The sequence below is a fragment of the Citromicrobium bathyomarinum genome (assembly GCF_021021475.1).
GTDB lineage: Bacteria > Pseudomonadota > Alphaproteobacteria > Sphingomonadales > Sphingomonadaceae > Alteriqipengyuania > Alteriqipengyuania bathyomarina.
On sequence record NZ_JAINWL010000002.1, the window covers coordinates 357,755 to 381,975 of the forward strand.

Below are 24,221 nucleotides of genomic sequence, written 5' to 3' on the forward strand. Positions count from 1 at the left end.
TGTTCACCTGCTTTTTACCATCCGGAGGAATCCCCGTGTCAAACACTATCCAGAAATTCTCCCGCAACCTTCTTGCCGGGACCAGCGTGACGATCCTGGCGATCATCGCCGCCCCTGCCGCGGCCGATTCTACACCTGAGTGCAACACTGGCTCAGGATTGAGGTCGACCGAATGCGGTGTGGACAGCCAGGCAAGTGGCGTTGCGAGCACCGCCGTAGGTGAAGGCAGCGAGGCAAGTGGGAATTACAGCACCGCCGTAGGCGAAGGCAGCGTGGCAAGCGGAAGGTTGAGCACCGCCTTGGGCGAAGACGCCGACGCAACCGGTGATTACAGCGCCGCCCTAGGCGAATGGAGCGAGGCAAGCGGGGATTACAGCACCGCCACAGGCCAGCTCAGCTGGGCAACCGGCGACTACAGCACAGCGACGGGCCAAAGCAGCAGAGCGCTAGGCGATTACAGTACCGCCACAGGTCAACACAGCTATGCAGACGCCACTTATGGTGTAGCGCTCGGTCATGAAGCCTACGTCGCCATCGGCGCTACCGGCTCTGTCGCTCTCGGCACTTTTTCTGAGGTTCAAGAAAACGTCACCGGCGCCGTGGCGCTCGGCTTCCGTTCGCTGGCGACCGAGAAGGACACGATCTCGCTGGGCGCGAGAGCGGGCACGGTAGACACCGATGGCGACGGCGATATCGATGCCGACGATGCCGCGATCACCCGCCGGATCGTCAATCTGGCAGACGGCGTAAACGCCAGCGACGCCGTGACCGTGGGCCAGCTTGACGCAAGCCTGCAATACCTGGCCTTCAACACGACCGGTGCGGCGGCAGTGGCAAGCGGGTCCAGCTCCCAGGCAATCGGCGGGGGCAGCGTGGCAAGCGGAAAGTACAGCACCGCCCTGGGCGAAGGGAGCGAGGCACGTGGGGCATCCAGCACCGCCACAGGCCAGCAAAGCTGGGCCCTCGGCGATTACAGCACCGCGACAGGTCAACTCAGCAGGGCCATCGGTGCTTACAGCACCGCCACAGGTCAATACAGCTATGCAGACGCCGCTTATAGTGTGGCACTCGGTAGTGAAGCCTTCGTCAACGACGGCGCTGCTGGCTCCGCCGCTCTGGGCACTTTTTCTGAGGTGCAACAAAACGTCACCGGCGCAGTGGCGCTCGGCTTCCGTTCAATCGCGACGCGGTCCGACACCATTTCGGTCGGCAGCGCGGATTTGCAGCGGCAGATCGTCAATGTTGCGGCGGGGACCGAGACTACCGATGCGGTCAATCTCGGCCAGCTGAATACTGTGGCCGCCGCCGCCGCGAAGGCCCAGGGAACAGCCGAAGCGGCGCAGGATACGGCGGACCAAGCTCTGGCCAGTGCCACCACGGCTCAGAGCGCCGCGGAAGCCGCTCAGGACACTGCCGACCAAGCGCTGGCCAGTGCCGGGACCGCGCAAACTACCGCCGAGGCCGCGCAGGACACTGCGGACACGGCCATCGCCAACGCCGCGAACGCGCAGGACAGTGCCGATCGGGCACTCGCCGAAAACGACGCGCAGGACACGCAGATCGCGAACAACGCCACCGCCGCTGAAAATGCGCAGGGGGCTGCCGACGCGGCGCAAGGCACGGCCAACGCGGCCCTCGCCAATGCACAGACCGCGCAGGACAGTGCCGATCAGGCGCTGGCCGAAAACGACGCGCAAAACACGCAGATTGCCGCGAACGCCGATGCCGCCGCTGCTGCGCAGAACACCGCCGATCTCGCGCGCAGCGAAGCGAATGCTGCGCAGGCCCGCGCCGACGAGGCGTTTCAGAGCGCTGCCGATGCGCAGAGCACGGCGGATGCCGCGCGGGAGGAAGCGCGCGCCGCTCAGATTGCAGCCAACAACGCCACGGTCGGCGTGGCCGAGGCGCAGGAAACCGCCGATGTGGCATTCGAGAACGCAGTGAAGGCCCAGTCCCAGGCCGACCTTGCGCGGAATGAAGCGAAAGCCGCCCAGCAGGATGCGGACACCGCGCTGGCTCGGGCGGACGCAAACGCAGCCGAACTTGCCTTCTTCGAAAGCAATTCGACCGGCCCCGGCGCCACTGCCACGGGCGAGGATGCGCTCGCCATGGGATCGGGGGCCAGCGCCAGCGGCCAACGCTCGGTCGCGATCGGTTATCAGGCGCAGGCGCAGGACGGCCAGGCCGTGTCGATCGGCGCGGGCAATATCGCTTCGGGTGACGGTGCGGTCGCGATCGGCGATCCCAATCGCGCGACCGGCACCGGTGCGGTGGCGCTCGGCGCGAACAACACCGCGACCGGCACCGGCGCGGTGGCGCTTGGCAATGACAGCTCGGCCATCGGCGAAAGCGCCATCGCGCTCGGCAACGGGGCCAGCGCGACCGGCAACGGCGCGGTGGCGATCGGTGCGGGCGCCGTCGCTACGCAGGACGGTCAGGTCACGATCGGATCTTCGCAGAGCACTTATACTTTCGCCGGGATTGCGTCCGCTGAAAGCAATGCCCGCCAGTCCGGCCCGGTCTCGCTTGTCACCACCGATGCGCAGGGCAATCTGGGCACGACCACCTTCGACCTCAGCCGGTTCGACGGGATGGACACGCGTCTGTCCTCGCTCGAGGGCAGTGTCTTCGATCTCTACGAAATGGCAGCGAGCGAGCGGACCGAGACCAATCGCGGGATCGCTGCCTCGGTCGCGCTGACGGCCGCACCCATGCCCTCGGCCCCCGGCCGCATCAGCTATACCGCGAATACCTCGATCTATCGCGGCCAGGCGGCCTTCGGCGCCTCGATCGCCGCGAGGGCCAACACCGAAGAGCCCTTCGCGATTACCGCCGGAGTCTCCTACGCAGGCGGCAAGAGCACCACCGCACGTGTCGGAGTGGTCGGAGAATTCTAGTCCCGGTTGGTCGATCACGGATGGAGCCCGGTCTCGCTCCGGGCTCCTCCCCTAAAGGCACAATCAGAGCTTTCTACAGCTTCTGCCAGTCTGGCTCATTGGGGTGACATCAAGCTGCTGAACCAAGGTTAGCGCACCATCGCTCCAACGGGTGTTTTTAAGTGAACAGGCCGATGGGCAGAATGACCGAATTTGGGGCGCAAAGCGGCCAAAGCCGTCAACCGGTACTCGCCCCCTTTGTGCCAGTGCAGCGCGTTGCATACGACCAAGGTATTGTTAGATGTGTGATGGCGACACGCGCGTGACAAAAGGTCGGAGTAAGAAATTCATTTTTCGCCAGCAAAGCGGGGTATTTGTCGGGGTAAGGGCCGGTAGGTGCCTCGCTTAAAGGTTCTCTAAACAGTAGTTTAATAGCTTAGATCGAATCCCTCCCGCTCCGCCACGGGCCTTTTTTTGGCCTTTCAATCACCTCCAGATCCGTGCGGAAAGCTTCGAGCGATCTGGAACAGGGCATCATCCGCATCCGGCGCGAGCCCGTCACCAATCCGACGAACCCGCTTACCAGCTTCATTGCCGATGATAACGACAATCAGGCCTGGGCGGTGTTTTTCAACGCGGCCTACGATCTTACCGACAGCCTCGAGCTTTCGGTGGCCGGGCGTTACGACAAGGACGAGCGCACGCAATACGTCGATCCCGCGCAGGGGCTGTATGACGGCGCGGGTAATGTCACGGGACCGATCGGCCAGCCGGGTGCGGTGAACAAGGCCACCTTCGACATGTTCCAGCCCAAGGTGACGCTGCGTTACCAGCCCACCGATACGGCGACGCTCTATGCCTCTTGGGGCAAGGGTTTCCGCAGCGGGCAGTTCAACCCCAATGGCGTCGGCGTTATTGCCGCCGGTGCGGGCGTGAACGGTGTGTCCGACGTCCTGCCGCAGGAAGAGACCGAGACTCTGGAAGCCGGTTTCCGGGCCCAGCTGGCGCCGCGCACGAGCGTGAGCGGCGCGGTCTACAAGACCGATCTCAGCAATGCGCCCTACTTCGTGTTCATCGGCGCGGTCAGCGCGCAGGTGCTGGTGCCGATCGACCAGATCGACATCTTCGGGGTCGAACTGGAAGGTTCGGCCGAGATCGCCGATGGACTGACCGCCTATCTCGGAGTCAGTTTCACCGATGCCGAGATCAAGGAGTACGCCGTCGACCCCACGCTGGTGGGCAATGACGCCCCCTACATCGCCAGCAACACGATCAATGCAGGCTTCCAGTATCGCACCGACATTTCGAACACGCTGGGCTTCTTCGTCCGCGGCGATTTCGAAAATCGCGGTCGCCAGTTCTGGGATCCGGAGAACAGCACCGCGCGATCCGCGATCCAGCTGGTCAATGCCCGCGTCGGGATCGAGGATCTGGATGGCCGGTGGAGCTTCACGCTCTCGGGCAGCAACATCTTCGACGAGGTCTACAACGCGGAGTTCGTGACCGGCGGCTATGCCTATGCGGCGCAGCCGGACACGTTCCGTGCCGACCTCCGGTTCAACTTCTGATGGTCCCGCGGGCGGGGCAGTGCCGGTCTAACGATCGGTGCGGCCCCGCCACGGGGCTTCCCCAGGAGGAGGCGATGGCAAGCTACCGCTTCATCAGCACGCTCGGTTCTTTCGGCATCACGCTGGCCCCCGAGGCTGCGCCCGCAACCTGCGCCTATTTCATGCGCCAGTTTGCCCAGCCGCAATTCGTCGATGCGAGCGTGTTTCGCATCGTCACCCCGACGAATTCATCGGTGGGCGAGGGAGTCCCGATCGAGGTCATCCAGCTCGGTCTGGACCACCACGAACGACCGCTGGACCGGATCGCGCATGAAGGCACCGAGACCAGCGGATTGAAGCACGACCAGTGGGCGGTTTCCGCCGCCCGCTTCGGCAAGGGCGAGGTCTATCCCAGCTGCTTCATCTGCATGCGCGACGAACCGGAACTGGATCACGGCGGTACCCGCCAGGCGGACGGCGAGGGGTTTGCCGTCTTCGGACGGGTCACGTCGGGCTTCGACACCCTCAGGTGCATCTACGAACGCGCCGAAGACACGGATTACCTGAGCGAGCCGATCACGCTCACGGTCGTCCACGACTGTTAGAAAAATCGGGCGTGCAGGCGCCCAGAGAGTGGAACTGAAACAATGGCTAAATTCAAGGTTTCTGCCGATATTGGCGGCACGTTCACCGATATTGTGGTCGAGGACGATGCGGGCGAAGTGCGCATCGGGAAGGTCCCGACGACCAAGGAGAACCCGGCGCTGGGCGTGCTGCAAGGCATTGGCCAGCTGGTCGGCGATCCGTCCGAGATCGACTTCTTCGTGCACGGCACCACGGTCGGCCTCAACGCCTTCCTTGAACGGCGCGGCGCCAAGACGATGCTGATCATGACCGGCGGCATCAGCGATACCTACACCATCGCCCGTGGCCACCGCGAGGAGCTGTACAAGCTGCACTATCGCAAGCCCGAGCAGCTGGTCCCGCGCCGCAATGTCCACGAGGTGCGCGAGCGGCTCGCCTGGGACGGTTCGGTCATCACCGAGCTGGCCGAAGAAGACCTTGCCCCGATCATCGAGAAGGCGAAGGCAGAGGGTTTTCAGGCCATCGCGGTGTGCCTGCTGCACGCCTATACCAACCCCGCGCACGAATTGCGGGCGCGCGAGATCCTGAAGGCGGCCCTGCCCGATGTGTCGGTTTCGCTGTCGCATCAGGTGGCGCCCGAATGGCGCGAGGTCGAGCGCGCCTCTTCCACCGTGATGGACGCCTATGTCGCGCCGGTGGTCGAGCTCTATCTCAACACGCTCAAGGCCGAACTGGCCAAGTCGGGGATGGAAAAGACCGTCCACGTGATGGGATCGAGCGGCGGCGTGATGACCGATCGCCTCGCCAAGGAGCGGCCGATTGCCACGCTGATGTCCGGCCCCGTGGGCGGCAGCATCGGCGGCTGCGAGCTGGCGCGACGGACGGGTCTGCAAAACCTGCTGTGCGTCGACATGGGGGGGACCTCGTTCGATCTCAGCCTCGTTATCGACGGCCAGCCGGAAATGACCTCGGAGACAGTGCTGGAAGGCCTGCCGCTGCTGATGTCGATCGTCAGCATCGACACCGTGGGCGCTGGCGGCGGCTCGATTGCCTGGGTCGAGGCCGGGGGCTTGCGCGTGGGGCCGCAAAGTGCCGGGTCTTTTTCCGGTCCGGTCAGCTATTCGCGCGGCGGCACCGAGCCGACCGTAACCGACGCCAACCTGTTCCTAGGCCGTCTGGGTGATGACTCGCTGCTGGACGGCAAGATGAAGCTCGACAGCGAAGCAACGCGCAAAGCGATGGAGCGGCTGGGCAGCGAGATCGGCCTGTCGGACCGCGAGCTGGCCGAGGGTATCCTCGCCATCAGCAATGCCAAGATGGCCGATGCCATGCGCACCATCACCGTGGGGCAGGGCATCGACCCGCGCGAGTTCACTCTCGTCGCCTTCGGCGGGGCGGGGCCGATGCACGCGGTCGAACTGGCGCGCGAGCTGGACATGACCCAGATCCTGATCCCGCGCTTCCCCGGCACCTTCTCGGCCTGGGGCATGTTGCAGAGCGATATCCGCCACGATCTGGTCGCCAGCCACATCGGCGTGATGAGCGCCGTCGACGAGAAGGAGCTGGGCGCTTCCTTCGCCGATCTGGAGAAACAGGGCCGCGAGAGGCTGCGCGAAGAGAACGTGGCAGAGGGGGCGATGGCTTTCGCCCGCGCGGTGGACCTGCGTTACGAAGGGCAGGAGTATTCGATCGCCGTGCCCCTCGAAGACGGGGACACCCTGGCCGACATGCTCGACCGCTTTCATGCGCTTTACGAGCGGCGCTATGGCCACTCGCAACCGGAATCGGAAACCGAGATCATCAGCCTGCGGCTGGCGGCCACCGGCCAGTTCGAGCACGGCGGCAAGGAGGCCAGCTTCACGCCCGAGGACGGCGAGCCGCAGGTCGGCACGCGCGATGTCATCTTCGACGGTGAAACCCACAGCACGCCGATCCTGAAGCGCGCGCGACTGGTCCCCGGCAAGCCGATGGCGAGCCCGGCAATCATCGAAGAGGAGAGCGCCACCACTGTGGTGCCTCCGGGCTACACCATCACCATCGACACCTGCGGGAACATGCTCGTCGCGGCAGGAGAAAGCGCATGACCACCAGCAATCCGCATTCCAACCCGGTCACCACCGAGATCATCCGCAATGCCTTCAACGCCATTGCGGAAGACATGAACGCCTCGCTGATCCGCAGCGCCTTCACGCCGATCATCTACGAAGGCAAGGACTGCGCGGTAGGCCTGCTTGACGAGAACGGCGACGTGCTCGGCCAGTCGCTGGGGCTGCCGCTGTTTCTCGGCAATCTGTCGCTGTGCGTGCAGATCATCGCCGAGATGAAGGGCTGGGACTATTACGAGGAAGGCGACGTGGTGCTCCTCAACGATTCCTATATCGCGGGCACCCATCTTAACGACATCACCTTGATCAGGTCGATCTTCTGGGAGGGCAAGCGGATCGGTTTCGCCACCTCGCGCGCGCACTGGCTCGACGTGGGGGCCAAGGATGCCGGCTCGCCCACCGATGCCCGCGAGATCTATCAGGAGGGCATGCGCTGGCCGCCGACCAAGGTCTATCGCAAGGGCGTGGCGCAGGACGATATCCTTGCCTTCATGCGCGCCAACAGCCGCTTCGGCGGTGCCCTGATCGGCGACCTGCACGCGCAGATCGCGGCCGGGCGCACCGGCGAGATGCGCATGCGTGCGCTGATCGAGCGGTTCGGCTATGCAACGGTGCAGGCAGCGCGCGACGATATCTTCGCCCAGTCCGCCGAGCTCGAACGCCAGGCGATCCTCGCCATCCCCGATGGCGAATATTGCGCCGAGGGCGCGCTGGACAACGACGGCATCTCGGCCGACCCGGTGCCGGTCAAGCTGACCGTGCGCGTGAGCGGCGAGACCATGGAAATGGACCTGACCGGCTCGTCGAAGCAGACGGTCGGCGGTGTCAACTGCGGGTTCACCCAGACGGTCTCGGCCCTGCGCGTGGCGTTCAAGCTGCTGATCAATCCCGAGCGCCCCGTGGACGGCGGCACCTTCCGGGCGCTGAACATCGTCGCCCCGGAAGGAACGATCTTCCACGCGGCGGCACCGGCGGCGTGCTCGTGGTACTTCTCTTCGCTGGGCATGCTGATCGACATGGTGGTGAAGGCGCTGGCACCGGCGCTGCCGCAGCGCGCCGCCGCCGCGCACTATGGCGATTCGATGGTCACCATCTTCAGCGGCACCGACGCGCGCAACGAGGATGCCTTCTTCGTTGCGGTGGAGGCGAACTGCGGCGGCTGGGGCGCATGGAACGGCGGCGACGGGCAGGACTGCCTGATCAACAACGTCAACGGCAGCTTCCGCGACTATCCGATCGAGGTGTTCGAACACCGCTATCCGATGCGCATCACCAAGTACGGCATCCGTCAGGACAGCGGCGGTGAAGGCGAGTTCCGCGGCGGCAACGGCAGCTACCGCGAATATGAGCTGGACGGCGACACCACGCTGTCGCTGTGGTTCGAGCGCTCGCTCACGCGGCCATGGGGGCTGTCGGGCGGCTCGGAGGGGCTTGGCCCGAAGGTCGAGATCGTCGCCCCCGATGGCACGGTGCGCGGCGACCTGCTCAAGACCAGCACCTTGCCGCTCAAGGCGGGCAGCGTGGTGCGCGTGGCGACCGGCGGCGGGGGCGGCTTCGGCGACCCGGCGCAGCGCAGCGCCGAGCGACGCCAGCGCGACCTTGGAAACGGCTACGTGAGCTAGCCGCTCTCCTTCAACCCTCAAGAAACCAGAACCGACCCATGCCCGCCGCGCGAACGGCGGGCATGGACGGCTGCGCCTGCCCGGAGTTTGCAGTCATGGGAAAGATGTTCGAAATCGGCACGAGCCCGGCTTTCGCACGGTTTGCGCCGCCGGTTGCCATGCCGACGCCGCTGCGTAGCGCGATCACCAATGCCTATCGTCTGGCGGAAGCTGAGGCCGTCGCGCCGCTGATCGAAGCCGCGCGGCTGACCGCGCCCCAAAGCGCGGCGGTCGCCAGGATTGCAGGCACTATCGTGGGCAAGCTGCGGCGCACCGGCCAGCCCGGCGGCGTCGACGGGCTGATGAAGGAATATTCGCTCTCCACGCAGGAAGGCGTGGCGCTGATGTGCCTTGCCGAAGCGTTGCTGCGCATCCCCGACAGCGCCACGCGCGACCGGCTGATCCGCGACAAGATCGCGCGTGGCAATTGGCGCGATCACTTGGGCGATGGGCGCTCCATCTTCGTCAACGCCGCGACCTGGGGGCTGGTCGTATCGGGCTCCTTCGTAGCTCCCCTGCGCGAACGCGGCCTGTCGGTGTCGCTGGCCGGCCTGATCAAGCGCGCCGGCGAGCCGGTGGTCCGCAGCGCGGTAAACATGGCGATGGAAATGATGGGCGATCAGTTCGTCACCGGAGAGACCATCGGCAAGGCGCTGCAACGGGCCAGGAAGCAGGAAAAGCGCGGCTTCACCTACAGCTACGACATGCTCGGCGAAGCAGCCATGACCATGCGCGATGCCGACCGCTACTATGCCGAATACGAGCGCGCGATCCACGCCATCGGCAAGGCATCCTCGGGGCGCGGCGTCTATGCGGGGCCGGGAATCTCGATCAAGCTATCCGCGTTGCACCCCCGGTATGCCCGCGCGCAGGCGGACCGGGTGATGGGCGAGCTTCTGCCCAGAGTCCGCTCGCTGGCCGCGCTGGCGAGCGCCTATGATATCGGCTTCAACATCGATGCCGAGGAATCCGACCGGTTGGAGATCTCGCTCGATATTCTCGAAGCGCTCGCGTTCGATCCGGCCCTGTTCGGCTGGAACGGCCTGGGCTTCGTGGTGCAGGCCTATGGCAAGCGTTGCCCTCATGTGATCGACTGGATCGTCGATCTGGCGGAGCGTTCGGGCCACCGGATCATGGTGCGGCTGGTCAAAGGCGCCTATTGGGACAGCGAGATCAAACGCGCCCAAGTCGACGGGCTGGCGGATTTCCCCGTCTTCACGCGCAAGGTCCACACCGATGTCAGTTACATCGCCTGCGCGCGCAAGCTGCTGGCCGCGCGCCGGCACGTGTTCCCGCAGTTCGCCACCCACAACGCCCAGACGCTGGCCACGATCCACCATCTGGCAGGCGATGATTTCGCGGTGGGAGACTACGAGTTCCAGTGCCTCCACGGCATGGGTGAGAAGCTCTATGGCGAAGTGGTCGGCCCGAACCGGCTAGACCGCCCGTGCCGCATCTATGCCCCGGTTGGCTCACGCGAGACGCTGCTCGCCTATCTGGTGCGGCGCTTGCTGGAGAATGGCGCGAACTCCTCTTTCGTGAACCGCATATGGGACAAGGATCTCTCGATCGACGAGCTGATCGCCGATCCGGTGGTGGAGGCCGAGGCCATTGAACCTGTGGGATCGAGCCATCCGGTGATCGATCTGCCGCCCGATCTCTACCCCGATCGCCGTAACTCGCGCGGGCTCGACCTGAGTGACGAAACGGTGCTGGCAGAGCTTGGCGAGGCTCTGTGCGAAAGTGCGGTCACGGACTGGCAGGCCGCGCCGCTGATCCCCGGCATGGAGGGTTCGCGGCAGGCCGAGCCGGTGCGTAACCCTGCACGCAGGGACGACATCGCGGGGCATGTTCGCAACGCGCTTCCCGACGATGTGCAGATCGCGGCGCGCAACGCATCGGATGCCTTTCCCGGATGGACGGCAACCCCGGTTGCCGTTCGTGCCGCGTACCTCGATCGCGCAGCCGATCTGCTCGACGAACGCATGGAGGCCTTGCTGGGCCTGATCATGCGCGAAGCGGGCAAGTCTGCCGCCAACGCTATCGCCGAGGTGCGCGAGGCGGTCGATTTCCTGCGCTACTATGCCAACGAGGCGCGGGGCGGTCTGGCCGAGGCGCAAGCGGTCGGGCCGATGGTATGCATCAGCCCGTGGAACTTCCCGCTCGCCATCTTTGTGGGGCAGGTCGCTGCGGCGCTGGTGGCGGGAAACACGGTGCTGGCCAAGCCGGCCGAGGAAACCCCGCTGATCGCCGCGCAGGCGGTGCAGATCCTGCACGAGGCCGGCGTGCCGCTGGCGGTGCTGCAGCTGGTCACCGGGGCCGGCGATATCGGTGCCGCGCTGGTCGCCGCGCAGCAGACCTGCGGCGTTATCTTCACCGGATCGACGCAGGTCGCCAAGCTGATCCAGCGGCAACTGGCGCAGCGCACCCTGCCCGATGGCGCGCCAATACCGCTGATCGCCGAAACGGGCGGACAGAACGCCATGGTGGTCGATTCCTCCGCCCTGCCGGAGCAGGTGGTGCGCGACGTGATCGCCAGCGCCTTCGACAGCGCGGGCCAGCGCTGCTCGGCCCTGCGCATCCTGTGCCTGCAAGAGGACATCGCCGACCAGCTCCTGACCATGCTGCGCGGCGCGCTTGCCGAACTGCGGGTGGGGGCGACCGACCGGCTGTGCGCCGACGTCGGCCCGGTCATTTCGGCTGAGGCGCAGGCCGGGATTGTCGCCCATATCGAGGCCATGCGGGCCAAGGGGCTCCGCGTCGAGCAGCTGACGCTCGACGGCGCGACGGAGCACGAATCCTTCGTGCCGCCCACGATCATCGAGATCGACTCTATCGACCAGCTGGGCGGCGAGGTGTTCGGCCCGGTGCTGCATGTCGTGCGTTTTGCCCGCGAGGATCTGGGCAAGCTGATGCGGGAGATCGGGGCCACCGGCTATGGCCTGACCTTCGGCATTCACAGCCGCATCGACGAGACCGTCGCCGAGGTGATCGCCGAGGTCGAGGCGGGCAATATCTACATCAACCGCAACATCATCGGCGCGATCGTGGGGGTTCAGCCGTTCGGCGGCAGCGGCCTGTCAGGCACGGGCCCCAAGGCGGGCGGCCCGCTCTATCTGTCGCGGCTGGTGCAGCCGGACTGCGGAAGCTCAGCCAAGAGCGATGATCCCGGCGATACGCGAAGCTTGGGGGCCATGACAGGGCTTCCGGGCCCCGTCGGCGAACGCAATCTTTACAGCGTCAGGCCGTGCGGGCGGGTGCTGCTGCTTCCCAAGACTGCGGCAGGCCTGGAGGAGCAGCTGGGGTTGGTGAGCGCGACAGGAAATATTCCCGTCCTCCCCGACGAACCTGCGATGCGGGAGCTGTTTGCAGCTGTTGGGCCAGAACTGAGCTGCGGGCTTTCCTGGGTCCAAAATTGGGAAAAAGCGCCTGAGTTTGCCCACGTGCTGATCGAGGATAATGGCGATGACATCTGCCCGGTTTTGAAGGCGATTGCCGCCGGCGAAGGTCCGATCCCTATCGTGCAACTTGGCGGTAGAGGCGACGGATACATGGCGGCCTGGATGCTGGAAGAAGTGGTTGTGTCGATCGATACCACCGCCGCTGGCGGCAATGCGAGCCTGATGGCTTTGGCTTGATCAGGTTTTGAGCGGCCTGCGATTCGATCGGTTCTCGACTTGGTGCTCTGCGTTGCCTCGGACAACGGGACGCTGGTGGCTCTCAAATCGGGCCATTGCGGGTTCGCACGATGACCGGGCCGGGTGACTTCGCGCTCAGTTCCGCTCTCGGAGAGAGAAGAATGCGCTGAGCCCCGCGAACATCGCCAATCCGCCCAACAGTCCGAACCAGATGACGAAGGCGGCGCGATGCGGGGTGCTCATGACGTTGATGGCAAACAGCCACGGGAAATAGATTCCCTGCCGCGAAAGCACTGCCCCTGTTGCAGCCATCGTGCCGACGATGCCCAGGCAGAGTGGAGGGATGGCGCTGCGGAACAGGATTGCGCAGCCCATCTGCAGCGCGACCATCAGCATCGCGCTCGCCGCCATCTTCGCTAGAACAAGCGAACTCATCGCAAACTCCCCTAGCCAGGCGTCGGAGCCCGGGAGACCGCGAAGCAGCAGCCAGCCGATCAGCATTGCCACTGCGAGAACGCCGTGCATCGCTAAGGTCAACACGGCCGCGACCCCCATTTTCGCAGTGTAGAGGAATGGCCGGGCACCTTCGTGCGACAGGGCGTGGTCCCAGGCCTGACGCGAATGTTCCATCTGGGTCAGCAGCACGCTTAGTGCGGTGACCGCCATCGGTAGCATGGCAAAGGACCACAGCGCAGCGCTGGCCGACGCGAACTGCGCGAAGCTCCGGATATCCTGATCCAGGCTGATCGCGAGATTCAGCACGACAACGGAGACCGGGGCGACCAGGCAGAGGAGCAACGCAAGCGATCCGCGAAGTTTCATGAATTCGGCCCGCGCGAAAACACTCGCCAGTGCAAGGTTGGAAGGCCGCATCTCAGCCACCAAATCCGCCATTGGCCGTGATGAAAGCCCTTAGTGAACGGTCATTGGACGTAAGATGATAAAGCGCGACGTCTTCGCCGACCAGTAGCCGTGCGATATGATCGGGCTTCAGCGGGCGTGCGTCGGGCCTGACTTCGAGCTGACCATCCGGCAGTGCGCGTACCAGATAGCCACTTTTGGCAAGGAGCGCCGCCGCAGCCCTCGCGTCGGATGTCCTGACGATCGCAGCGCCTCGGATGGCGGTCGGATCGCCGAGGTCCGCCGTGGCGACGACCTTGCCCGATCGCAGGAGGACATAGGCATCGGCAAGCCGTTCGAGATCGCCCAGATCGTGGCTCGACATCAGGATCGCGACACCGTCGCAGCGCAACTTCTGCAACAGCTGGAAAATCTCCTCCTTCGCTGAGGGATCGAGGCCGATGGTCGGCTCGTCGAGCAGCAACAGATCGGGGGGCGAGACAAGCGCCCGGGCGAAGGCCAGCCTCTGCCGCATGCCGAGAGAATAGGTGCCGACCTTCTTGCGCAGAAACGCGTGGAGGCCGAGATATTCAGACAGCCGGGCGATCTCATTGGTGTCCCGTCGCTGCAGAACGCACTCGAGCTTCAGATTGTCGTAGCCGCTCAGGTGGTCGTAAAGATCGCGATTGTTGAACAGGGCCGACACTCGCGCAGGCCGGGTGTTTCCATCCTGCCCGATCGCCATTGCCCGCCCACCAGAGATTACCCCTGCGCAAACGCGCATCAGGGTCGTCTTGCCTGCGCCATTGGGGCCGACCAACCCAACGAGCGACCCTTCTGCGAGCGAGATGGAAACGTCGTCAAGCGCGAGGTACCGCCCAAACCGCTTTGTGATATTGGATATCTCGATCGTCACGCTTGCCATCCCACAGCCCGGCTGGAAGCTTGATTTAGGTGTAAGTTAAATTGTAGACTTGGATCGGAGCTTTTCAATATGGAAATTTCGAAGCGCTCACGAAACAAGGTGGGCCGCCGTGCGTCGCAGTTCTTCGCCATCACTGCCGCGCTTACGGTGCTCTATGTCCTGGCTCATGTGTTCGAGCTTGCCGGCCTCATCATGGGGGAGGCGAACGCGGAAACCTTGCTGTCGCGATTACCCGCTGTCTTTTACATCTACGCGCTTGTGTGCCTGTGCCTGATCTTTCGCAGGCTGTCCAAAAAATCAGAATTTGATGTCACAATGGGCCGTCTGCTTACGAAGTTTGGCATATCCGTATCCATAGGCGGTATGTTGACGGTCATAGGAAATCCTATTGTTCATCGTATGGTTTTCAAAGAAGGGCCATTTTTGGACTTCGATCGATCGGCTATGCTTCTTATTGTGGCGGGATTCATTTTCACGATGCTTGGAAATCTCCTGAAGGACTATGGAGATATCAAGCGGGAACTTGGTGAATTCCTGTAGTGCCGGTGATGATCGATCTGGACCGGGTTCTGCGCGATCGCAAGATGACCGGCAAGGAGCTGGCGCGGCGGGTGGGCCTCAGCCAGACCCAGATGTCGCTCCTCAGATCGGGAAAGGTGCGTGGTTTCCGTCTCGATACGCTTGCGCGGATCTGCGCGTCGCTGGCGTGCTCGCCGGGGGATATCCTGCGATACGAGTTCTCTCCGGACGACTTCTCCGCCGATGACGGCGACGACTGAACTGCGGGTGCGACCCAGAGAAAGATTTAACCTTGACTTAAATTATGTGGATGGCATCCTCGCCTGATCTGGAGTCGCTGATGGCTCTGGACGGGGCGGTTTCCAGGTAATCGCGATGCTGCAATGCGCCGATCCCGAAAGCCGACCTCACCTTGTCAGAGAGGTGAAGAATGTCGTTGCAAAGCCCGTCCGTCTCGTACGATCCATCATCCGATCGCGTCGCCATTGCGCAGCGCATTTATCGAGAGCGTCGCATTCGCGACTCGCTGTTTCAGACATTGGGTAACGAGCCTGGGTGGGACATCCTGCTCGACCTGTTCGTGGCGTTCGAGCAGGAGCGGTGTACGTCGTGCGGCAGCGCGGCGATCGCAAGCTGCGCCCCTCCAGCTACGGCGGTGCGGTGGGTGAACCGGCTGCGGCGCGACGGCTTTCTGGTCTCCGAGCCCCATCCCGATGACGGGCGGATCATGTTGCTCTCCCTGTCGCGCGCGGGGCATCAGAAGATGTCTTTGCTGCTCGATCGGGTAGCACAGGCGCAGGCGCGGTGACGCAGCCAAGAGGCCTCCTCTATCGGATCGTCGCCGCGGGAGCGCTTCTGGCGCTGTCTGCCTCATTCGCACCCGCCGCGCTCGCTGCGCCTTGGTCGCAGGCTGCGCCCGTCGCGCAGTCGTGCGTATTCACTCCCGAAGAGCGGGCGGCCATCGCCCGCTGGCTCGATACCAACGCCGTTGCAATCTCGACCTCTCACGAGGCGGAGGCGGGCGGGGGCGGTAGCGGGGTAGGGGTCGCGGGTATCGCCCGGGCGATCGACCGGGCATCGATTGTCGGGCTGGGGGAGGCAACCCATGGCTCGCAGGAAGAGCAGGTCGTACGTTTCGAACTGGTGCGCGCGCTGGTTGCTGCTGGCAAGGTCTCCACCATCGCGCTTGAGGCCAACCGCCTGCCGCTCGAAGCTCTCAACCAGTACATCCAAGGTGGGCTTGGTGATCCAGTCCGCGCCATGTCTTCGCCTGCCTTTTTCGCCACGCTGCGGACGGATGAGTTTGTCGGCCTGCTGCAATGGCTGAGACAGTGGAACAGCGAGCATCCGGAGCGCGCGGTGACAATCGTCGGGGTCGACATTCAGGATCCGGCCAACGAACTTCGCGCTGCCTTGGCGCTGGTCGAAAACGGACTGCAAGGTGGGCGCGTGGCTCAGTTTCGCAAGGCGGCAGATCCCCTTCTTGCCGAGCGGGGGGCAAAGCTGGCGGACTGGCTTTCGGCAAGCTCCTACGACCAGCATCAGGCGCAGATCCGCAATGCGCGTGCCCTGCGCGATTTCATCGCAACCGACATGCCGGCACAGCGCCGTGCCCTGATGCTGGTCCAAAACGCCTTGGCCGGTCTGGAAGCGTTCGAATATTACCCCGCCGACGCGCGCAGCATGCCGATCCCGCCGGACTTCATCGGGCGCCGCGATCGCGCGATCGCCCGCAATGTCCAGGCTGCAAGCGACGGCGGACGGCTGATCTTCCTTGCCCACGATACGCATGTGATCGCGGCTCCGGCTTCCTATCGAAGCGTAACCGCTCCGTCCGTAGGCGGCTATCTCCGCGACGTGCTCGGCGCGAAATACGTGTCCGTCAATTTTGCCTGGGACGAAGGCGCGGTGAGCGCCATCGACCTCTCGGCATCGAACTCGCTCAGCCTCCCCGGAGCGACGACGCCCAGCAGAAGTGCGGTCAGCCTCCCGTCGGCGGAGCATGGCGATCTGGCGTTTCTGCTGAAGGCGGCGAAGGCGGGCAGCTTCTGGTTCAAGCCCGAATGGCTGCCGCCGGTCCCTTGGGGGAGCAAGCTTCGTACATGTCCGCTGGGACGTCGATGGGTGGGGGCCGCGATCGACCCAGGCACCTGGAGAAATACCCAGGGTCTCCACGCTCTTGGCAGTGGAACCGACGTATTGATCTGGATAGGGAGTCTTTCCCCGGTGAAACAAATGGGGATTTAAGAGGTAATCAATAATAAATCCGAGTAATACTATTACTGATCAATATGGAACTGAAAGTTATTGATCGAATCTTTTGCCAGGAGCATTCATATTTTTGGCAATTCCGCCAAGATGTGAAGGGGTTATCTGATGATCGATACACTCGAAAAACGTCCGGACGTGGCTGAAGATCAGGTTCGGCAGGAACTGCGGGACCTGATCCAGGTCGTTTCATGGACCGATGAACAGTTTGCCGAAGAAATGCGGACCGATCGTGCCGCCGCTATCACCGCGCTGGTCGATCGTGTCGGCATGGACATCGGCGATCTCGATCTGGACCTGATCGGCGACTTCGAAATCCCCGAGAGCCCGATGGGTGCCTCGCCCGCGGAGGTCTATGCTCTCGACACGCATGAGAAGCTGCCCGGGCCGGGCACCGTCAACAGCTACACCGCCGATTGCGGCTGCAGCGACACGACCACCGGTGGATGCTCCTGTGGCAGCATCTTCGGCACGCCGTGCCTCGCCTGTGCCACCGTCCTGCTGTGCTGAACGGTTCGATCGAGAACTGAAGGGAAATGGGAGGTGGAAATGATTGCCATTCGAATGCTGGACATGGCCGAACGCGCTCACGCCCTGTCCGACACTGGTCAGTCACCCACCCCCCATTTCTCTGGCACCAAGAAAACAGACTGGTTCACCAGGTCCTATTTCGAAGGCGACGACGCCAACAGGGACCGTTTTCTGGAAGCCCTGGGGCTTTCGGATCCCTCAATCGTCGCGGGCCTGCTCGAACGCGACGATACCGTCGATGCCAGCTGCCTCGCAGGCAAGGCATGGCACGCCATGCTCGCCAACCTGAGCGACGATGATTACTGGCACCGCCTGGCCAGGGACGACGCGCGGCGCGAGGCGCTGGTCGAATCCCTCGGGCCGAGCACCGCACTTGTCCCCATCCTGGGAGAGTTCACGCGCCGCCTCAATCGGCATCTCGCCACGCTCGACCTGACGCCGGGCGATCGCGAGTGCCTGCAATCCCAAGCGGTCGAATATCTCACCAGCCGATTGCAGCAGGCGAGCCTGCCGTCGCTACTGATGGCGCTCAACATCGCGCGGGTCGAGAGGAAGCTTGCGGGCGATCGCCCGGAAGATCGCGCCCGGGATTTCGCGTTTGGCATGCTCGACAGGCACCGCCGCCCCATTCTGCTCGCGCGGTTCCCGTCGCTGGATCGCCTGCTGGGCGAGCTCTCGTCGACGACGCTGGCCGCCGTCAGCGAATTTGCTGAGCGTTTCGCCGCCGATCGGCCCCTGCTCGACGCTCTGGCCGATCGCCAGCTGGGCGCGCTGAAGGATGTCAGCTTCGGTGAGGGGGATTCGCATCACGGCGGGCGCACGGTCAATATCTTGGAGTTCGAGCACGGCCGGATCGTCTACAAGCCCCGTTCGCTCGCTGGCGATGTCGCTTTCGCCAGTTTTCTCGACTGGCTCGCGCTGCGCGTCTCACCCGCTCCGGAGGGCGTGCCCGTGCGCGATCGTGGCGAATACGGCTGGGCTCGCTTCATCGAGCATTCGCAATGCACCAGTCGGGACGAGATTCGCCAGGCCTATCAGCGGCTCGGCGTGCTGTTGGCCGCACTCCACTGCATCGCGGCTAGCGATATCCATTTCGAGAACCTCATCTTCGACGGGGCCCATCCCTATGCCGTCGATCTCGAGACCCTGTTCACCGCTCTGCCGAAGCCGGTCGAAGGCGCGGACTACGCAGCGTCCTCCGGCAGGGCGCGCGTGGAAACGATGCTATGGGTCGGCTATCTTCCGACACCGACCGTCATCAATGGAAAGCGTGTCGACCTGAGTGCGGCAGGGCTGTTCGAGGCGCAGCCGTCTCCGATCCAGGCTTTCAAGTGGACCGACATCGGACGCGACGATGCGCGCCTGGAAGCGATCAAGGGCGAGCTGGATACGCGTGGGGCAAACCCGGTCCTCGGCTCCACGATCATGCCCGCGCACGATTACGTCGATGAGATAGTGCGCGGCTTTTCGGCTGCATATCGCGCAGTGGCCAAGGGCCGCAGTGAACTTTTTGCAGGCCCCTTCACCCGGTTCGAGGATATCAAGGTTCGCCACGTCGCGCGCGCGACGGTGGACTACGCCAAGCTGCTGCGAAGTTCCTACCACCCCACGGTCGCGCGGGATGCGGCGGAAAGGGCGATGTCCTTCGCCAGCCTGTGGTCGCAGCTCAAGCACGAACCCTACCTCGGTCGGCTTGTCGCAGCCGAATGCCGGGATCTGCAGCGGGGTGACGTGCCGCACTTCCATTATTGCGCAGGTGAAACCGATCTGCATGCGTCCGACGGCGAGACGATCCCGAACTTCTTCGAGCAGTCAGGCTACGATCGGTCCCGCGACCGGATCGGCGCGATGGGCGAAGACGATCTTGCGCGGCAATGCTCGATCATCCGCCAGGCTTTCCGCTCCAGCCGCCTCACCGGGGGCCCGGAGCAGCCGCATTACGCCGTGCGTGAGGACAGGCCCGACACTTCGGTCGACGCGCCCGCCTGGCGCGCCGCCGCCGCCCGCATCGGCGATGCGCTCGCGCGTGAGGCGTTTGTGTTTGACGGCATGCCTTACTGGTTCGGCGCAACGAACCTGACCGCAGAGAGCTACGGCATCGGGGTCTCCGATTCCTCTATCTACGACGGGGTCGCCGGGATCGGCCTGTTTTTCTCCGAACTGTCACGCCAGACGCAAGCGCCAAGGGCTGCAGAGATGGCGGGGCGCTGCCTGGAGGCGGTTCGCCGTTCCAACCCTGAAAGCCTTGGCAACCAGGTTGGCGGGTTCGAGGGGCACGCCGCCCTCGCTTACGCAGAAGAACGGATCAGTGCGGCCATCGCAGAACCGCGCAAGGAGGAGAGTGTAACAGGCCGGCTACGTGCGATCGCGAGGGCCGCACCCGAAGACCTCAAGATCGATGTGATCGGCGGAGTTGCAGGTGCGCTGCGTGTCGCAGTCCAACTGGTCGATGCCTATCCTGCGGAGGCAGAGGCTGCGGCAAAGGCGTGTTTCGATCGGCTTTGCGATGCCGCCGAATACGCCGATGGTGCCGCCTTCTGGCCGACCGCCATCCAGCCGGGCGGGCTGACCGGATTTTCACACGGAAGCACTGGCATTGCCGCTGCGCTCACTCATTACGGCATCGCTTCGTCCAACGAGCAAGCTCTTGATCTCGCGCGGCGCGCTCTGCTGTTCGAGGATCGGACCTTTGCCAAGGAACAGCAGACATGGATCGATCAGCGAGAGGGCATCACGACCTCCACCACCTGGTGCCATGGCGCCCCGGGGATCGTCCTCGGTCGGCTTGTCGTCCGCGAATTGGCAGGCGAACTTACTGAAGGCCTGTCCGGGAGCATTGAGCGGGGGCTGGAGGAAATGGCGAGGCATGGCGCGGGGGGCAGCCACTGCCTGTGCCATGGCGCGATCGGCAATGCGCTGATCTTCCGCCGCGCGGGCGGCAGTTGGCGCGAGCATGCCCGGAATCTGGCCGCCAAGACCTTGCGCGAGCACGAGGCAGAGGGGGGCTATCGATGCGGTATAGCGGAATTTTCAGAGACGCCGGGGCTGATGGTTGGGCGCGCAGGTATTGGGCTCGGCCTACTGCAGCTGTCGGCTGACGACGCGGCGGATATTCTCTCTCTCGAACTGCAAGGGGGTGCTGCTTGAACTGGCGTCCGAAGTGGGGGGTGGACCATGGCGTGCCCTCCGCGCACCCCGACACGCAGATGCTGCGCATCAGTATGCCGAGGTACGGCTCGATCATCGGTCTTATCGTCGCCTTGACCGTAGTCGCGGCACTCATCTTCGCTTCGCTTGCAAGCTACGCGCGCAAGGAAACCGCCATCGGCTGGCTGGTGCCGGAAAAGGGTCTCGTACGCGTCGTACCGCGAGCGGGTGGGGTTATCTCGTCGCTCGGAGTTGAGGAAGGCGAGTTTGTCGAGCGGGGTGAGATCATCGCAACGGTCCAGTCAGCGCAGTCCCTTTCCAGCGGAGACGTGACCACCGCAATCACCTCGCAGCTGACCCTGGAGGCCGATGCGGCGCGTAAAGCCGCCGGCGCATCTCGGCTCCAGGTGGAAAGTCGGCGTGCGGAACTGGGTGCGGAACGTGGTCGCCTTGCGGCTGCAAGCGAGAGTACCGCCAGCCGACTCGCATTGGCTGACAAAAAACTCGGCCTCGTCGATCGTGAGCTTGAGCGGCGCAAACCGCTGCTGGAAAAGGGCTTCGTGTCGCTCGACGATATCGAGGCAATCGAGGTGCGGCGCACAGCCATTCTGGACGAGATGATCCAGCTGCGCGAGCAGAACGACCGTAACGCCAGCCAGATTCGGATGATCGATGCCCAGCTTTCAGGGCTTACTGCCGAGAACCTTCGTACGCAGGCAGACAGTTCCGCCGCACTGGCCGCGATCGAGCAGCGCCGTATCCAGAACGATCTTGCGGAAGGTTTCGTTCTTCGCGCGCCGGTTTCGGGACGGATCGCGGGGCTGACGGCGAACCCCGGCGATACGGTGAGCGGTTCTTCGCTCTGCGCGATCCTGCCCAAAGATTCCGCGCTGTTCGCAGAGCTGTTCGTATCCTCGCGCGCGGTTGGCTTTATCCGGCCCGGCAATGCGGTTCGCCTGCAATACCAGGCCTTCCCGCACGAACGTTTCGGCGCACCGACGGGCACTGTGATTTCGGTATCGCAGGCCGCCATACCGCCCGACGAGCTCAAGATCCCGGTCCCCAACGTGGGCGAGCCGGTGTTTCGTGTTCGCGTGCGCCTGCCCGACCAGTCGATCAGAGCCTACGGCAAACGCGTCCGGCTGCAGCCCTCCAGCCTGCTTACGGCCGAGGTGGTGACTGATCGCAGAACACTCGTCGAATGGCTGCTCGATCCCCTATTCGCGAGCGCCGGCACTTCATGAAAGGCGCCCCGCTATCGACGCGCGGTGAACTGACCGTAGCCGATGCGGCAAGCATTGCGGAGAGCGCGGTCCACTCGCTCTGGCTCGCCGCAAGACATCATGGTGCCGAAATCTCGCTGAACAGCCTGCGGGAACAGGCTGCTGCTCTGCGGGCCGAGATCGGCCTGATCCAACTGGTCACCCTGGGTGAGCGGATCGGCCTATCCGGTCGGATCGTGACGATCGACGATCATGCCGACCTGACCTCGGCCTCTTTCATCGTACGGTTGCCCGATGGCCGGATCGGCTTCGGCGGTGCCGAGAATGCCGGGCTTCTGCGGCTCGACGTTGCCGGCAAGGCGCACAGCCTGAGCGTGCATCGCCCCAACCCGCTCAAGGGCATCGTGTTCGAGCCGATGCCGCGATCGTCGGAATCGCAAGAGGAGGAAGAACGTCCTGCCAGGCTGCGTGAACTGTGGCCGAGGATTGAGGGGTTTGCGAAATCGGCCGGTCAAATCCTGTTTATCTCGGTCGCGCTGCTCATCATCACCTTCGCGTTCCCCTTCTTCACCCAGCTGGTGATCGACGAAGCTATCGGAAAGGGCGACACGTCGCTGCTGCTGATCCTGGCGATCGGGTTTGGCACGCTTGCGCTGCTGCGCTTCGCGCTCGATCTGACGCGCAGCTGGGCGCTTGCCGAAATCGGCCAGTCGATTGCCTATCAGACCATGGGGAGGCTGGTGGCGCGCCTGATCCGCATTCGCCAGGATTTCCTCAATCAGCAAAGCGTCGGCGATCTCCTCTCGCGCATGCAATCGGGCCGCAGCCTTCAGGAAATCCTGACGAAGACGATGGTCGAAAGCCTGCTCGACGGTGTGATGGCCATCTTCGCCATCATCCTGCTCTTCTTCTATTCGGCTCCGCTCACTCTGATCGTTCTGGTCGGGCTGGTCGTCGATGTCGCGATCGGCCTGGCGTTCCTCGCGCCGATGCGAAACTACACCCAGCGCGACCTTCTCAATCGTGGGGTCGAACAAAGCCACCTGATCGAAACCATGCGGGCGACGACCACGGTCAAGCTGCTTGGTGGGGAGATGATCCGTGAGGGGGAATGGCGGCAGCGCTACCTCCAGGTTGTCGGATCATCGCTCGGCCTTGCCAAATGCATGAGTCTGCTGGCCGCGCTGCAACGGCTGAGCGGCAGTGTCCAGATGATCGTTCTGGTCGCGGTTGGTGCCAACATCGCTATCGAAGGCGACGGATTGTCGATCGGGATGCTGGTCGCATTCCTGTCGTTCCGCTCGACCTTTAGCGAGCGGGCGCTGGCGCTCATCAATCAGGCGATGCAACTGCGCTTTCTCAGGGTGCACCTTCTGCGCCTCGCCCCGCTGGTGCACCAGCCAACCGAGCTGGGACCGGAAGCCCCCGTCGCGGTGGGGGAAGAGACCATCGAGCTGCACGACGTTTCCTTCACATACGAGGGTGGTGCCGCGCCGGTCCTGCAGGGGCTTAACCTGACAGTGCACTATGGCGAATACATCGCCATCACCGGCCGCTCGGGCGGAGGGAAATCGACCCTGTTGAAACTGCTTACCGGCCTCTACGAGCCGGCGGGGGGGAAGATCACGATCGGCGGCAAACCGGCGCTCCCGCCGTTGTGGCACAGCTGGCGTGGGCGTGCGGGTATCGTATTACAGGACGATCAGCTGTTTTCGGGCTCCATCGCCGAGAACATCGCCTTCTTCGATCCCGAAATGAGCGTTGAGAGGGTCGTTCAGGCGGCCAGATCGGCGAACGTCGCCACCGAGATCGAACAGATGGCGCAAGGGTTCTCGACGATGATCGGCGATATGGGGGCGGCACTGTCCGGAGGGCAGCGCCAGCGCATCCTTCTGGCCCGGGCGCTCTACCGCAACCCGAGCTACCTGATCCTCGACGAAGGCACGGCCAATCTCGACGAGGCTTCGGAACTGAAGATTGCCGAGCACCTGCGCAACCTGAACATTACACGGATTGTTATCGCCCATCGTCCCGCACTGTTGAGCGCAGCGGATCGCGTTTACGAGTTGAGCGATTGCGAACTGCGCTTGAAGGAAGGGTGAGGGCGCCTGAGCGCGCTCAGCATCGGGCCGATCCGGACAACAGGTCCCGGGCCAACCACACAGCTCGGAATGTTGTAATTGTGCAACGCAAAATGCTTGTGGCCCCGATTATGGTCCACAACGGTGGTTGCGGTTGTCCCGCCCCGTTACCCTTGGCTCTCCACCGCCGCGAGATCCATTTTGCATGTGAGCATGCCGCCCGTCGACATCGCCGGGTGCGCTCACGCGTCTGGCGTGGCTTAAAATCTAACGGG

Annotated in this window: 16 protein-coding genes; 14 read left to right on the forward strand and 2 right to left on the reverse strand. The window is 64.0% G+C overall.

Going from position 1 to position 24,221, the window contains the following annotated elements; all coding sequences use genetic code 11:
* Positions 1-35: 35 nt before the first annotated feature.
* The 6 genes from K7H93_RS09755 to putA all read left to right on the forward strand — a co-directional run bounded on the left by K7H93_RS09755 (position 36) and on the right by putA (position 12,412).
* On the forward strand, positions 36-2,897 hold the full coding sequence (locus tag K7H93_RS09755) for a hypothetical protein (protein ID WP_230783455.1): 2,862 nt from the start codon (positions 36-38) through the stop codon (positions 2,895-2,897).
* 419 nt (positions 2,898-3,316) lie between these two features.
* Positions 3,317-4,444 carry a TonB-dependent receptor gene (locus tag K7H93_RS09760; RefSeq protein ID WP_338080317.1) on the forward strand — a complete coding sequence of 376 codons (1,128 nt, stop codon included), beginning with the start codon at positions 3,317-3,319 and terminating at the stop codon, positions 4,442-4,444.
* A gap of 74 nt (positions 4,445-4,518) precedes the next feature.
* Positions 4,519-5,028, forward strand: a complete 510-nt coding sequence (locus K7H93_RS09765) for a peptidylprolyl isomerase (RefSeq protein ID WP_230783457.1) — start codon at positions 4,519-4,521, stop codon at positions 5,026-5,028.
* A gap of 42 nt (positions 5,029-5,070) precedes the next feature.
* Positions 5,071-7,092: a hydantoinase/oxoprolinase family protein gene (locus K7H93_RS09770; RefSeq protein WP_230783458.1), complete on the forward strand. Its 2,022-nt coding sequence runs from the start codon at positions 5,071-5,073 to the stop codon at positions 7,090-7,092.
* Positions 7,089-8,735, forward strand: a complete 1,647-nt coding sequence (locus tag K7H93_RS09775) for a hydantoinase B/oxoprolinase family protein (protein ID WP_230783459.1) — start codon at positions 7,089-7,091, stop codon at positions 8,733-8,735. Before K7H93_RS09770 ends, K7H93_RS09775 begins: the two co-directional genes overlap by 4 nt.
* Positions 8,736-8,830: 95 nt before the next feature.
* The gene (putA, locus tag K7H93_RS09780; protein WP_230783460.1) at positions 8,831-12,412 is read left to right on the forward strand and encodes a bifunctional proline dehydrogenase/L-glutamate gamma-semialdehyde dehydrogenase PutA; all 3,582 of its coding nucleotides are present in this window, start codon (positions 8,831-8,833) and stop codon (positions 12,410-12,412) included.
* Positions 12,413-12,547: 135 nt separating this feature from the next.
* Here the strand turns inward: putA and K7H93_RS09785 are convergent, their stop codons facing one another.
* Together K7H93_RS09785 and K7H93_RS09790 are read right to left on the reverse strand one after the other, a co-directional pair.
* A complete protein-coding gene (locus K7H93_RS09785; RefSeq protein WP_230783461.1) occupies positions 12,548-13,306 on the reverse strand; it encodes an ABC transporter permease in 759 nt (252 codons plus the stop codon).
* On the reverse strand, positions 13,287-14,177 hold the full coding sequence (locus tag K7H93_RS09790) for an ABC transporter ATP-binding protein (protein ID WP_230783462.1): 891 nt from the start codon (positions 14,175-14,177) through the stop codon (positions 13,287-13,289). The genes K7H93_RS09785 and K7H93_RS09790 overlap by 20 nt, the downstream gene beginning before the upstream one ends.
* A gap of 69 nt (positions 14,178-14,246) precedes the next feature.
* Between K7H93_RS09790 and K7H93_RS09795 the strand changes: the two genes are divergently transcribed.
* From K7H93_RS09795 to K7H93_RS09830, 8 genes are all read left to right on the forward strand, one after another.
* Positions 14,247-14,717, forward strand: coding sequence for a hypothetical protein (locus K7H93_RS09795; RefSeq protein WP_226662424.1), 471 nt, complete (start codon positions 14,247-14,249; stop codon positions 14,715-14,717).
* A gap of 8 nt (positions 14,718-14,725) precedes the next feature.
* The gene (locus K7H93_RS09800; protein ID WP_264182914.1) at positions 14,726-14,956 is read left to right on the forward strand and encodes a helix-turn-helix domain-containing protein; all 231 of its coding nucleotides are present in this window, start codon (positions 14,726-14,728) and stop codon (positions 14,954-14,956) included.
* A gap of 170 nt (positions 14,957-15,126) precedes the next feature.
* Positions 15,127-15,504 carry a helix-turn-helix domain-containing protein gene (locus K7H93_RS09805; RefSeq protein ID WP_230783463.1) on the forward strand — a complete coding sequence of 126 codons (378 nt, stop codon included), beginning with the start codon at positions 15,127-15,129 and terminating at the stop codon, positions 15,502-15,504.
* A complete protein-coding gene (locus tag K7H93_RS09810; RefSeq protein WP_230783464.1) occupies positions 15,501-16,943 on the forward strand; it encodes an erythromycin esterase family protein in 1,443 nt (480 codons plus the stop codon). Before K7H93_RS09805 ends, K7H93_RS09810 begins: the two co-directional genes overlap by 4 nt.
* Before the next feature lie 129 nt (positions 16,944-17,072).
* Entirely contained in the window at positions 17,073-17,474 is a 402-nt protein-coding gene (locus K7H93_RS09815) for a hypothetical protein (RefSeq protein ID WP_230783465.1), read from the forward strand.
* A gap of 63 nt (positions 17,475-17,537) precedes the next feature.
* Positions 17,538-20,642, forward strand: a complete 3,105-nt coding sequence (locus K7H93_RS09820) for a type 2 lanthipeptide synthetase LanM family protein (protein WP_230783466.1) — start codon at positions 17,538-17,540, stop codon at positions 20,640-20,642.
* Positions 20,639-21,886: an HlyD family secretion protein gene (locus K7H93_RS09825; RefSeq protein ID WP_230783467.1), complete on the forward strand. Its 1,248-nt coding sequence runs from the start codon at positions 20,639-20,641 to the stop codon at positions 21,884-21,886. The genes K7H93_RS09820 and K7H93_RS09825 overlap by 4 nt, the downstream gene beginning before the upstream one ends.
* Entirely contained in the window at positions 21,844-23,967 is a 2,124-nt protein-coding gene (locus K7H93_RS09830) for a peptidase domain-containing ABC transporter (RefSeq protein WP_230783468.1), read from the forward strand. Before K7H93_RS09825 ends, K7H93_RS09830 begins: the two co-directional genes overlap by 43 nt.
* The last annotated feature ends 254 nt before the right edge of the window (positions 23,968-24,221 follow it).